The organism is Humiphilus diazotrophicus (assembly GCF_059726315.1).
Genome location: NZ_AP040870.1, coordinates 6,160,923 through 6,175,166, shown reverse-complemented (window position 1 = coordinate 6,175,166; position 14,244 = coordinate 6,160,923). Strand labels below are relative to the sequence as shown.

6 protein-coding genes are annotated in these 14,244 nt (G+C 50.0%); 2 read left to right on the top strand and 4 right to left on the bottom strand.

From position 1 onward, the window contains the following. The first annotated feature begins 163 nt into the window (after positions 1 to 163). Positions 164 to 3,991: an Ig-like domain repeat protein gene (locus AC6I7T_RS25170; RefSeq protein ID WP_497790521.1), complete on the top strand. Its 3,828-nt coding sequence runs from the start codon at positions 164 to 166 to the stop codon at positions 3,989 to 3,991. Positions 3,992 to 4,270: 279 nt separating this feature from the next. Here the strand turns inward: AC6I7T_RS25170 and AC6I7T_RS25165 are convergent, their stop codons facing one another. After that, a complete protein-coding gene (locus AC6I7T_RS25165) occupies positions 4,271 to 4,510 on the bottom strand; it encodes a hypothetical protein (protein WP_497790520.1) in 240 nt (79 codons plus the stop codon). Between the two features lie 59 nt (positions 4,511 to 4,569). Beyond that, positions 4,570 to 8,202, bottom strand: a complete 3,633-nt coding sequence (locus tag AC6I7T_RS25160; protein WP_497790519.1) for an outer membrane beta-barrel protein — start codon at positions 8,200 to 8,202, stop codon at positions 4,570 to 4,572. Positions 8,203 to 8,640: 438 nt separating this feature from the next. Between AC6I7T_RS25160 and AC6I7T_RS25155 the strand changes: the two genes are divergently transcribed. Next, the gene (locus AC6I7T_RS25155) at positions 8,641 to 9,408 is read left to right on the top strand and encodes a copper homeostasis protein CutC (protein WP_497790518.1); all 768 of its coding nucleotides are present in this window, start codon (positions 8,641 to 8,643) and stop codon (positions 9,406 to 9,408) included. Between the two features lie 52 nt (positions 9,409 to 9,460). Here AC6I7T_RS25155 and AC6I7T_RS25150 read toward each other — a convergent pair whose 3' ends face one another. Both AC6I7T_RS25150 and AC6I7T_RS25145 read right to left on the bottom strand, forming a co-directional pair. Next, on the bottom strand, positions 9,461 to 10,222 hold the full coding sequence (locus AC6I7T_RS25150; RefSeq protein ID WP_497790517.1) for a copper homeostasis protein CutC: 762 nt from the start codon (positions 10,220 to 10,222) through the stop codon (positions 9,461 to 9,463). A 116-nt stretch (positions 10,223 to 10,338) separates the two neighbouring features. Continuing rightward, complete coding sequence (locus AC6I7T_RS25145; protein WP_497790516.1) at positions 10,339 to 13,758, bottom strand: carboxypeptidase-like regulatory domain-containing protein; 3,420 nt, start codon at positions 13,756 to 13,758, stop codon at positions 10,339 to 10,341. Between the last annotated feature and the right edge of the window lie 486 nt (positions 13,759 to 14,244).

Here is a 14,244-nt window from a genome sequence, read left to right as displayed (position 1 = left end):
AAACTACTTACACCCTCATGATGGACAGCCTCAAGTGTTTCCCCATTTCTTCGCCAATTTCCCGATATCCACTTCTAGATTAGAGACTTCCAGTGACATGAAATTATGGCATGAGACTTGCATTCTTAGGACTCATTCGGTTTATGCCGTTGAGGTCAAAATTATGCAAGTTTTGTCTGCCTTACGTCGCTTCACCTCTCTGACGCACACTCTCGTTGCCGGATTAGCCTTGATAGGTGGCATTACAGTTGGAGAACAAGATGCCAATGCCTCCCAACCCGCGGTCGCATTTAGCGGCGTCCAAACGACAGTGCTTGCAGGATATTCGCTGAGCGATCAGTCGAGCGGTCATTTGAGCGCTCCCTCAGGATTGGCCCTCAGCTCCGATGGAACCCTATATATCGCCGACACTGGCAACAAACAGATCATTCGCCGGGCGCCAAGCGGGGAGGTCTTTGTCGTGGGGATATCCGAACTAAATTCCCCCAGGGGCTTGGCCATAGACTCTCAGAAGAATCTCTATGTCACCGACACCTCGAGCATCATTAAGGTCAGCGCAGGAGGGACTGTATCTACACTTGATACAAGTGGCGTATCCTCCCTCAGCAGACCGTCCGGACTAGCTTTCGATTCTGAGGGTAATCTCTTCATTGCTGATACAAACAACCGGCGCATCGTTGAAGTACCGGCCAAGAACAATGTTCCCGCGAGTGATACCGCTCGGATCTACACAACAGGTGCGATTATCTCAAGTAACCCAGTAAGCGTGGTGGTAGACGCAAATGGTCATCTTTTCGTGGCCGAGGCCAATGATGTCCTTGACGTACAACCGGGAGGTGGCAGTGCCCAGATACTGAATACTGCAGGTCTAGTGACCCACCCCGTCGGGCTAGTCTTCGACGGAAGTGGAAACCTCTATATCTCCGATTACGACAATAGCGGCAATAGTCACATTGTAAAGAGAACTTCATCGGGGAATAGTTACTATCTCGGAGCAACGGGTCTTGACCTGAATTCGGCTAGCACAGCCAATCTCGCTATTGATTCACAGAAAAATCTCTACATCAGTGATACTGGCAAGAGTCGCATTGAAAGTCTGCAATTCAATTCACCGGACCTCGGTATCGTTGATGTTCAAACTCCGCTTGTAGCAACACTCACCTACAGTTTCAGCAGTTCCGTCACATTGGGCAGTATCCAGGTATTGACTCAAGGCGCGTCGTCTAAGGATTTTGCGATGACAGGCGGTACATGCAGCCTCAGCGCATATGCCGCCAACCAGACTTGCACCATTGAAGTAACATTCACACCTTCAGTGGCGGGCCTGCGCACAGGCGCCGTTACTCTACTCGACAATTCAAACACGGTGCTTGCTAGCCAATACATTCACGGCATAGGAGCAGGACCACAATTGGTCTTTCGCCCTGGAGCCACCTCGCTTCAGACAACAGGAACTCAGGTTCTGAGCCACCCGGCACGCATTGCAACCGATGGAGCAGGAAATCTCTACATTGCAGATACACTTCACAATCAGATTCTCAAGCTATCTACTTCCGGAACAACGACACAGGTAAACGTGGGAAGCAGTTTGAATCAACCCGCGGCTGTAGTTGTGGACGGAGCCGGCAACCTCTTTATCTCCGATACAGGCAACAAGCGTATTGTCGAAGTCACACCACAGGGCAATACATCGATCGTAAACATCAGTGACGCAACCATCAGCAGCCAGCTAACACCATCCGGACTGACAGTGGACGGAGAGGGAAACCTCTATGTCGCGGATGCTCCCAATAATCGCATCGTTAAGATAACAGCTGAAGGAATCGCCTCCATTATTAATACCGGCGATTTGAACACGCCAAGCGATGTGGCACTCGACTCTGCAGGCAACCTCTATATCGCGGATACGAAGAATAACCGCGTTATCGAAGTCACTTCTTCAGGCACTATTACTCCCGTAAGCACAGGTTCCTTGACGCTGAAAGATCCTCAAGGCATAGCTGTCGACCCAGCCGGTTCAATCTACATCGCAGATAGCACCAACAATCGAATTGTCAAGATTGCTCAACAAAGAACAGCTTCAGAATTAGCTTTACAAGGAGCGAACGATTTCACTCTTTCCGCTCCTACAGGCGTTTCCCTGGATTCCACAGGGAACCTATACATCGCCGACGCAGGACAAGACCGAATTCTCAAGATAGATTATGCAACTCCACCAACGCTATCATTCCTACAGACCAATCAGGGGATGACAAGTAGCGATAGTCCGAAAATCATCACGGTTGAGAATATTGGGAATCAATCGCTAAGGCTCAATGGAATTACCCTGAATAGTAGCAACACCAATTTCTCTCTTCGAAACAGCGGAAATAATCCTTGCTTATCAAGCAATCTGGCAAGCCCAGGGTCGAGCTGCAACTATGAAGCATCTTTTACCCCACAAACGGTTGCAGATTTTACGGATTCAGCCACAATTAGCGATAACTCACTGAATCTGGCAAACACCCATACGGTAACGTTAAAAGGGAAGGGGCTAGCGGCTGAAGACTCTTTCAGCATCACCGGTCCTGCGAATGTATATGTAAGCACCAGCTCCAACACCTACACGATCACAGCATTGGATAGTGGAAAAGCTACGGACGTGGGATTCAATGGATCGCTGACAATAGAAATCACGGGACCAACCAGCACTAGTCTCACGACTACACTGACAAATGGGATTGGAACCTTTAACTTACCAGCATTACCGTCCATAGGTTCATACACACTTAAAACAACCAGCTCCAGCGGTGCGACAGGAACACTTCCCATCTTCGTGGAAAAAGCTCCGACGACTCTCAACCTGAGCAGTTCGACAACGACAGTAACTAGAGGTTCCTCCGTAACAATTACGGCCGTGATTTCGTCTCCCGGAGTAGTACCTTCGGGCAACCTCATTTTCCTTGACGGCGCGACGACACTGGGAACCAGCAGTTTAGACGCCCAGGGAAAGGCAACCTTCACTGCCAGCAATCTTGTTATTGGATCTCATGCGATCACGGCACAATATGCTGGTGATGGAAACTCTGAAAGTTCAACCTCGGCACAGCTCACTTTGACTGTAGAAAAATCAGCGAGCACCATAACGCTCAGTACGTCAACCACGGTAATAACTGCTGGTACATCTATCACAATCAGCGCCGCTGTCTCCGGATCAGGGGATACTCCTTCTGGAACGGTCACCTTCTTTGATGGAGCCACGAATCTTGGCAGCGGCACATTGAGTTCTGGCACTGCAACCTTAACCACAAACAACCTTGCGGTGGGCACACACTCAATCACGGCCCAATACAGTGGAGACTCCAACTTCGCAGCCGCAAGCTCTCCTGCGCTGCAAATTATCGTCAACGCGATACCTGCAGGTTACTCGGTAACGGTGGCACCCACAACTCTCACCATCAAGCAAGGAGCAAGCGGAACAGCTACTGTAACGATCACGCCGGTAGGAGGCTTCACCGGAACATTCGCTCTTAGCTGCACAGGACTTCCCTCCTATAGCACCTGCACCTTCTCTCCCTCAACCTTGACAGCTGACGGGAAAAATACGGTGCTTACTGGGAACCTGACCATCACTACCAACAAAACGACCACTTCCGCGCTGGAAGATACCAGACGTGGAATAAGCAGCTCACCGGTTCTTGCTGCTGCGATGTTCTGGGTACCGGGAGGTCTGCTCGGATGCCTGGTATTGTTGCGGAGAAAGCAATCGGCTGCTAAATACTGGACGGTTCTCGTCCTAGTCATAATGGTATTTGGCACCATGGGTCTAACAGCTTGTGGCGGCGGTGGAAGCGGCTCCTCAACAGGTGGTGGATCTTCTACTGGTGGTGGCGGAAGTACTACAACCACAATCACCCCTACAGGAACAAACACCGTAACCGTTACGGTTTCCAGCACCGTGAGCGGCGTGGCAAATCAAACGCCACAGCTTACGGTCGTGATCACAAACTAGACATACTTCTCCGCTGCACTCGAACGCAAAAAGCCCGATGAGCATCCTTCTCATCGGGCTTTTCATTGTCCAACTTGAAGACTCGGTTTAGCCAGGAAGAGAGGCTCGTGAAGCATCTCCAATAAAGGAAAGGCCTGTCTCACAATTATACGGAGACGAGAAAACATAGTTACCATCAGCGCAGCTTCACCACACATCTTACACAGCTACAACTTGTCTTCTGCAATTAGATTTTTGCTTACCAGGATTCTGCTTCGGGACTTCTGGAATTATTACGGCTCAGCGCCGCTCACGCAGGCGGGCTTCGCTGAACTGAGCCCCTGCCGTCGGACGGCCATCAATACGTGCCTCCCATTCACGGCATGGCTGCGGATTGAATGGGGTTTCTAAGCACATCAGTCCGGTCTCGGCGGCTGAGAATTCTGCCACAAAGGGCTGGTCGACGGGCAGAAGTTCTCCTGCCGGAAGCTGAACAAGAATCCACGAGGAGAGGAGCACAAGGAAAAGCCCGACTTCCATTCAGCTACCTGATCGGTAGTTGAATGAAAACCGGGCTGGGACAAAGACTTCAGTTTAGGTTAGAACGTATATTTCAACGTCATTTGGATGATACGAGGCTGCCACAAGTGACGAGTTCCACCTTGCAGAGCTTCGGCCAACGGGGTACCGTTCTTGTCGGTATCGAGATCGACCAACGACGAAACGGATCCATCCGAGAGGGTTCCCTTCGGATTCGGATTGCTAGAGTGCCACGTTGAGAAAAGGTTGAAGATTTCGAAGCGATACATCAAGTTGTTCTTCTCAATGATCGGGAAGTTCTTCTCGAAGGTCATATCGCCGCGTGTATAGTAAGGTCCACGCAAGCTATTGCGCGTCACATTACCGTACGTGTTTCCTGCACCTACTGCATACGCTGCAGGATTAAACCAGTGATAGAGATCGCTCTTAAACTGAGCTACCTTGTACTTTGTAGAGTCCAAAGCCCCATAGACCTGACCATGAGGATTACCGACCTGATTTGGACGACGAAGGTCTCCACGAACACCATCTTGTCCGAGAGTTGAGTCTCCGGTATTGGTAATTGTGAACGGGTTTCCGGATGCAATAGTGTAGTCACCAGTTACATTCCAGCCGCCGACAACCCAATCGCCAATTCTACCGGCAGACCATTTGCGTCCCTTGCCAACCGGCAACTGATAGGAGCCGCTCGTAACGAAACGGTGGGTCTGATCGGAGCTGGACGGACCTCTGTCGCAGCCAGTGCAATTGTTGTTTTGGAGGGTCAGCTGGGAACCTTCAATGTTGTTGATGGCGCTGACTTCATCCAACGTCCGGGAGTAGGTGTAATTCATCTGATAGTTGAGGCCCTGAGATAAACGCTGTGTTAAGCGAGCCTGCAGAGCGTTGTAGTTGGCGCTGAAGACGTTGGCAAGTGCGTACGCATTCGACCGGATGTGGCTGAAGTTTGCACGATCCAGCACGGGTACGAAGTTCGGATCGTTCAAACAAGAGGACTGTGACTGAGAAGCCTCTTCCCGAGAACGGAAGCGGTTACAAGAATCGTCAACTGCAGGCATGCGGCCAGCGTTGTAGTACCAGTAACCAGGCTGATGAAGAGCATGCGAACCGACATACGCCAAATCCATCATGACTGTTGGAGAGAGGGCGAACTGAGTGTCGAGTGTCCATTGCTGGTTGTAGGGCGACTTGTTCTTCGGCCAGATAACCTGTGGTCCCATCTTCCAATAGGCATTTTGGAACCAGGAGTAGTCGTTTCCGACGGAAGGCCACAGACCGTCAAGCTTGGTCGGAGCCACACGGGTGTAACCGGTGGAAGTCGGGAAGCTTGCCTGTCCGATGTAGGTGCTGATGTCGTCGAAGGTAGTTAAGGAGTACCACTGGTTCTGCAAATCGTAGAAGATGCCGTAACCGCCACGAACAACAAAGCGGTCAGTGGTCAACGGACGCCATGCAAAACCGACGCGAGGTGCAAAGTTCAGCTTGTTCGACTGAACCAGCTTGTCATTTGAGGTATATCCGATGAGATATGGATCAACGCCAGCAAGAGCACGCAATGTAGTTGCGGTGTTCTTATTTGCCCAAGAGAAGCTTCCACCGTTGTCCAGGTTGAGAGCCACACCGCTGCCATTGACGCTATGGAAGGCTGGCGGAATCTCATAACGAATTCCAGCATTAATGGTCAGGCGAGGAGTAATACGCCAGTCATCCTGAGCAAAGAAGTTCCAGGAGGTAGCGCGAACATTGAAAAGGTCCGAGCCTCCAGGAGTTGGAGCTCCAAGGCCAATGGGGTTACCCAACAAAAGATCGGCAACCGCACTACCTGCACCCACGGTTCCAGGATTCTTGGAGTTGTTTGGATCGCTGCTGGTATAGGCACCGTTGAAGTCCAACGAGCCCTCTGCCGAATAAGCTGCGGTCATATCGAGCAGCATGCGGCGGATATCGAAACCGAAGGTCATGGTATGACGGCCATGGATATACTTCAGGTTTTCAACCAGCTGATAGATGTTTTCTTTTTGATGCCAGTTCGCGTTGCCGTTGCCGAGGGTGTTGAAACCGCTCATACTCAACACCGGAACCTGCCATAAGTTTGAATTGGTAAGGGTGTTGGCAAATCCTAACTGCTTTGCGTAATCAACGTTGGCGGAATCAGGACCATTCTGCCAATACTGCCAGTTATAACCAACACGAATTTCGTTGAACATGTTGGGGGTAATCGCACGCTCCCAGTTAAAGGCAAACAGGCGATTCTTCTGCCACTTGATCTCACCGGTCAAGGGCATTGCACTGGGGTTTCTGTAGGTCTGTTCTGCAAGAATAGAGGAGAAATAGAGGTGATCTTTATCTGTGAGAGTGTGATCGACACGGAAGGTATTGTTGTCCGTGTCAGTAGGACGGCTCAAAGTTGTGAGATAGTTCCAGCATCCCAAGCTTACGCAAGAGGCCATATTGGCCCGAGGACTGTTTGGCTTCGGATAAAGTGCCAGGAAGTTCTTGGCAATGGTGCTCAGATTGGTGATCTTGTTTCCGGCAAAAGCTGTACGAGTTGCAGGATTATCACCGGTTTGAGTGCTGGGATCAAAGATCGGAATTAGATTACCAGAAGCATCTTTCCAATCGGAGAAATCACCCGTACGCTCCTGTTCACTCGGAACACGAGCTTGTCCCTGCTTGTTTTGACGCTTACGTGCCGCTTCATAGGAATAGAAAAAGAAGGTTCTGTTCTTACCGCTGTAGTACTTCGGAATCGAGACAGGTCCACTCAAAGAAAAGCCGTACTGATTCAGCTTTAGCGCTTCCTTCTTTGTAGAAACAGAAGTGTCACCAAGAACGTCGCGTTGATACTGATAGTAGGGGTTGTGCGGTTGGAAAACGTCGTTCTGCAAATAATCGTAGACCGAGCCGTGGTAAGCATTACCACCGGCCTTTAGTGCAACGTTGACTTGAGCAGATCCCTGTCCATACTCGGCACCGTACATACCGTTCTGAACCTTGAACTCTGCAATCGCTTCTGAGTTAGGGATGTTGTTTGCTGTCGAGAAGAACTGGTCGTTGTCCATAATACCGTCGACCAGGTAGCTAACTGATTCGGTGCGGGCTCCATTGATGCTGACAGAAGTGAAGTCACTGTTCACACCATGTTGAGCCCAATACAACTGCGAACTGCCCTTAACTTGAGTAGCCCCTGCCTGAAGCCGCAGAAGGTTAGTGAAGTCACGTCCGATGACAGGAAGACTATCGATCAACTTGCTTTCAATGACGGTACCGAGAGAGGCGTTGTCGCTCTGCAGCATCTGCGCATCTGCCTGAACCGTGATCTGCTCCTGTGCAGAACCAATTTCCAGCTTGAAGTTCTGGCGCAGAGTTGCATCAACGTCAACCTTGAGTCCCGGGGCCTGAGCGTTCTTGAAGCCAGACGCCGTTACTGAAAGTTCGTACTGACCAGGATGCAGGTTGACGAACACATAGTCACCGGCATCGTTGGTTTTCATAGTTTGCGTAATGCCTGTGTCGACATTGCGAACAGTTACTTCTGCCCCTGGAACAATTGCGCCAGTTGGATCCGCAATGTGTCCCAGAATCGTGCCCGTGGCATTCTGCGCCTGAACTACAGCCTGAGCCGCAATAAGTATCAGCACGGCCAGCCCCAGACGCAGCAATGGATGAATGCGAGCAAAGAAGGGTTTCATCAATGGCTACTCCTTTAAATTTGCACCGCAACCAACTGAATTCAGCGAAAAGGTGGGGAGGTCTCGCCGCTGGAACTCGATAGCTGAGGTATTTGAAAGCTCGACAACTCTTCGCAGCAGATATAGCTGTCCGAGAGTTGCTCTGTCAATCAAAATTAATCACATTATATGGCTATTTTTGATTATTTATGCATATAATTTGTGCATTATGGGGGAGTAGAACGTCCTGGTTTCCTCTTTTAAGACAGGCAAGGGCGAGGAATAAAGAAGAAAATTAACCTTTTATTTTCAATAATATAGAGAAATAAAGGGTCAGAGGGTCTGCTTTTCCGTCCGAGAAATGTTTATTTAAACATTTCTCAATCAAAAATCCCTGGAAATTGTGAAGAGATCTGATCAAAATCCGATAAAAACAGGGAACTCTTTTGGGAAAACAAAATGCTTCTTGAGATTTGCGTGGATTCGATGGAATCCGCAATGGCTGCGGTACGGGGTGGAGCTCAGCGCCTCGAACTATGCAGTGCCCTCTCTTTGGGAGGGGTTACCCCGAGCACGGGCCTTATTCTGGCGATCCGTCAGCAGTCACCCATCGCGATATCTGTTCTCATCCGGCCGCGAGCCGGAGATTTTGTCTACACCGACAGTGAATTCGAAACCATGCGCCAGGATGTTCTTCACACCAAGCAGGTGGGAATAGAAAGCATCGCGCTCGGCATTCTCGATGCAGACGGTGGTATCGACATCAAGAGAACTTCGAAACTCGTAGAACTGGCACGCCCCATGAAGGTGACTTTTCACCGGGCCTTCGATATGACGCCGGATCCATTCAAAGCTTTGGAGCAATGCATCGCTTGCGGCGTCGATCGCATTCTTACCTCCGGCGGAGGGGCAAGTGCACTCGAAAGTCTCGACGCACTAAAGCAGCTCTGTATCAGGGCGAAGGATCGTGTCATCATCATGCCGGGCGGAGCAGTCAATGCTCAGAACATCCTGGAGGTAGCCTCCGGAACAGGCGCAAGCGAATTTCATGCCGGGCTGAAAACACGTGTATCCAGCCCAGTCCGCTTCCGAAAAGAAGCGGTATTCCTTGGAAAGAGTGCCAGTCAGAATGAAATCCAGCAACATGAGCACTCCCGCATCGTCGTTCTTGAGGAAGACGTACGAGCCCTGCGTGAACAGCTGGATCAGCTTGTAGAGGTTGGATAAACCGGCATTTCCGCCCTTGATCTACGTGAATAGCTATGGCTACTTTCCTTAGCTATTCCGAGACTGGTTGCTCCTTCGCTATTGCTTCCATGGCCCAGTAGAGTTCCTGTACATCCTCCTTGCGAATCACGTAACGCGCATATTCCTCTGAAGGAAGAGAACTAAGAACAGGCGCACTCTTGCGAAAACGAACAGGACTCTCCACTCGCGTGCGCAAACCGGAATGCACTGCAGTTGCTCGTGTCCTTCGCATAATTTCGCCAACATTGCTCGGGCGAATTCCTCCACAAATCATCACGCGTACACGTTCTTCCGCAAACTGCACCATCTCGGCTAATTGCACGATTCCCTGCTGTGCTGTTTGCATGCCTCCGGAGGTGAGAATGCGATCTGCTCCGGTATCAATGACTGCAGTGATGGACTCTTTCGGACTGCGCGATTTATCGATTGCGCGGTGAAAGGTCACTTGCATCGGCGTAGCTAATTGAACCAGACTGCGAGTGCGGGGCACATCTACTTCCCCGTCTACAGTGAGCAAACCGAGAACAATGCCATTCGCACCGTATTCACCGGCGGTTACGATGTCCCGGCGCATCGTCTCAATTTCTTCATCGCTATAGGAGAAGTCACCTCCACGAGGCCGGATCATCACCCAGAGCCCGATAGAAACCTTCGAGCGAACTGCGCGAATAAGGCCAGCACTGGGAGTAAGCCCACCATCAACAAGACTTGAGCACAACTCTATTCTTTGGGCACCGCCAGCCTCAGCGGCAATTGCCGACTCTACGGAGTCTACGCATATTTCGAGTTCCATGTTTACCGGGTCCCATTTTCATAAACTCTATTTCTTCGTCGAACAGACTCCACCTACCGCGGAACGCAGAAGGTGCAAAGAACGGGCTGCCGCAAGGTTTACGGCAGCCCCGTTCTCTAGAAGGTGTATCGAAGTGAGAATTGCAGGTGACGTTCCGTCGAACGTGTAGGAGAACTTTGGCTTGCTATATTGCCAAAGGTCGTGTCCGTCATGTTCGTATCCGGATTGCCGTAGCTTGCAATGTTGAAGGCGTTGAAGGCGTCGAAATGGAAGCCCAAGGTGTGCGATTCCACGATACGGAAGTCCTTATAGGCAGAGAGATCCACATTGAGAAATCCGGGACCGCGTACCGCACCATTTCTCGACGTACCGAAGGCGGAAGAGACAGGTGCGCCAAAAGCACACACGCCGTTGTCGACTCCAGCCGCCGTACAAGGTGTTGCAGAAGCATCGGTACCGAACCAATTATCGAGACTGCGATGGGTAGTCTTCAGCTTGCGATATTGATTCGCACGAATATTCCCGTAGCTGTTGAAGTTATTAGCAAGACCATAGACGGATTGAGGAAATCCGGAGTAGCTGACACCTGCCACAGCAATCTTCCAACCGCCGAGAGCTTCGTCCACCAACCGATTAGCATTGGCGAAATATTCCTTCCCCTGTCCCACAGGCAGTGCATAGACGCCGGTCCATGAGATATTGTGCCGGACATCGTACCCTGCCGGACCATAGTCGGCAGCACTGTCGTAGTAGTTCTGGAAAGCGCCGCTGTAGCCATTCACATTCAGCGAATAGTTACCCAGACTGTTCGTCATTGCCTTGCCATAGGTGTAGTTCAGGGTAAACTCCAGCCCATGATTCAAACGCTGACGCAGTGTTGCTTCCATGGCATTGAAGTTCATCATGGCTCGAGACTCGGTAACGAGTAGAGACTCACCTCCTATACCAAGCGGACTGTTTATGCCGAGATACTGGTTGTTGTAGTAGGGAGCTGATGTGGGATCTCCTGCAACTCTGTACTGGTTGATATTGCCATAGTCTTCGATGTGCTGTCCTTGCTCCCCGATATAGCCAACCTGCAACGATAGCGTGTGCGTGATGGCATACTCGGCGGTAAGACTCCACTCCTGCACATAGGCTGGCTGAATATTTTTGGGATAGATGTTAAAGCTTCCACCATACGTCACACTCGAAACAGAAGAGCTAAAGCCCTGCTCTACTTTGCGAGGGCTTCCAGCAACAGGACAAGGAGGATTCTGGCAGGTATTGTCCTTATTGGTATTGAGGCTAGGAACCACAGCATTGATATTTACTGCTTGAATAAAGGGCGTGATCGACGTAAGACGCTGGTTTGAGGAGTTTCCCTCGAAAAAGCTGGTTGCACCATACCCGCCACGAACAACTAGACGATTGTTTGCCTGATAGGCAAATCCAACGCGCGGCATGATTTGATGAAAATTCCAGTTGTAGCAACCTCGATTCTTGCAAAGCCCCGATCCCGCCGGAGCTCCTGTAGGAATGTGGTCCGCATAGATCACCTGTCCCGTGGCGATATCGACGTTTCCGGTTTTGTTGTTCACCTCAAGCCATGGCTGATCGACTTCGTAACGAATGCCGAAATTCAGCGTAAGGTTAGGAAGCATCTTGAAATCATCCTGAACAAAACCGGCAATGCGCCACTGTCTCTGCCCGACATTTACACTGCCCAAAGTGGCCTGAGCTGAAGACACACGATCCAGTACAAAATCTGCCCCCTGATATCCGACAGCATCGTTCACTGCAGGATTACTGGTGAATTTCCCGTTGTAACTCAAGATGCCAAGGAATCCATAATTATTACTTGTTGGGTAGTTATTCTGGTAACGGATTGCCTGAATTCCCATGCTCAACATATGAAGTCCGCGTTGCCAGGTAAGGTTATCGATGTAGCTATACGTGTTGTCGATGAGCCCGAAGTTGTATCCCGGAGTGCCAACACCATCGATCCCATTGCCGATTGATTGATCGGAAAAGCCAACATACGGTTGTGACCCAAAAGGAATACCCACTTTCGCATTCCCCGTGAGTCCGAACAGACCGCTCGGATCGCTTGGTATGCCCTGGTTCCAAACAACACGCGTAAAACCGACTCTCGCGGAATTAACGAGAGTTGGCGAAAAGGTATGTACCCAATTTGCACCTACGATCTTTGTCGGAAAGAGATTCACGCCAGGGAAAGTAATCACGAGGGGAGACGTTGAACCGTCATAAGCAGTCGACATCGAGTAGAACCCGGTGACCAGATCCTTTCCAGTCGGATGGTACTCAAGCTTGATGTCTCCCTGGTTGTTCGCTTTGTAACTCCGGGAAGAGCCCTGGAAGTTATTTGACGCGATTCCGTTGCTGGGTGTGGAGTTCGGTAATGGATATAGCTCCGGATGCGCAAAGAGATACTTGGCTACCGGATTTGAGATTGGAAGCCCCTGATTATTTGGATATGGAGTAAATCCATTCTGTGAGTCATAGAGCTGAACCGGAAGGATGGCAGAAAAATCTCCGTTCCGCATGGCCTGGGTAAACACGCTTGCAGTACTTGTTCCGCCTTTATGCCAACGTGAGCCAAGGTAATCGACAAAAAAGAATAGCTTGTCTCTCATGATCGGACCACCAAGTGTTCCGCCAAACTGAGCCTGAGAGTACGGATTATTTTTGATCTTCGGGTTTTGATGATTATTGAACCAGGAATTGGCGTTCATCTTGTAATCCTGGACATATCCATAAGCAGAACCATGGAAACGATTGGTCCCGCTCTTAAGCACACTCACAATTCCGCCACCATTCACGTTTCCATAATCCGCCGGAGAATTCGAGGTGATTACCTTCATCTCCTGCAAGGCTTCCGGCGCAGGGCTGTAGGCAATCAGGTTGTTGAAGGTTTCGTTCATGTCAATGCCGTCCAACGTATAGTTGTTCGACTGAGCACGATTACCATTCATGTTTGGAATATCGGTGTAGTAATTATTTCTCTCGATATTCGTTGCACCCGCGGTGCCGGCGGTGCTAACAGAACCTGGCACATACAGAGTTACAGCTGAAAAATCGAGGCCGTTTAACGGAATATTCGAAATCGTATTTGCAGTAAAGGTAGTGCCTAACGTCGCATTTTCGGTGTTTAAAATTGGAGCTGCTGCCGAAACACTGACAGTTGTCGCAGTGTTCCCGACACTCAACTTCACATGGAAAGTAGCAGTCTGAAGGATCTCCAGCGTAAAGGCTGGAACTGTTGCTGGGCTAAACCCACTCGCCTCGATTGTTATTTGATAATGGCCAATGGGTAAGAAATCGATACGATAAAGGCCAGTAGTATTGGTTGTTGCTGCTGTATCAACACCCGTATCCAGATTGTGCGCCACAACTCGCGCCCCCGGAACAACAGCTCCGGAAGGATCGGTAACAATTCCGGTTATAGAGCCTGTCACCGTTTGAGCATGAGCTAGCGATGCGCACAGTAGTGCCTCCAACAGAAAACTAAACAAACACAGAAGCAGCCGTTTCATAGTGATTGTCCTCGGTTTGTTATCAATGCTGTGATGTAAACCAGGTGAACTGGGAGATAGGCTTCATGGTCCCTTCGTGATGTTCGTCACACTATGACGAATCAATCAGAATTGTCAATAAAAAATGATTCAATCTGACAAATAAAGTAAAAAGGAATCAGGAGAAATATGAGTCATCCCTTCTCTGCTACGTCTGTTTCTGCCTCCGGAATATGACTAGGCCTACCGGCTTATCCTGCGTAGTCCGCCATTTACATGGATACTTTCATTCAGCAGAGGACAGATTTCCACTCGCAATGGCTGCCCGTCCGGCGGATGGAGCAAAAATCTTTTTAGTTTTGGATACTTTGGTGATGAATTTATATTTTGCTCATTTGATCATTTTGGTTTTAATATTTCGGAGTTGTAATTGATGTCTTCGAAGAACAAACCACAGGGGGTACAAATCGGGTACCAACGTTGTCATTTTCGAGGTTGTCCCCGTTT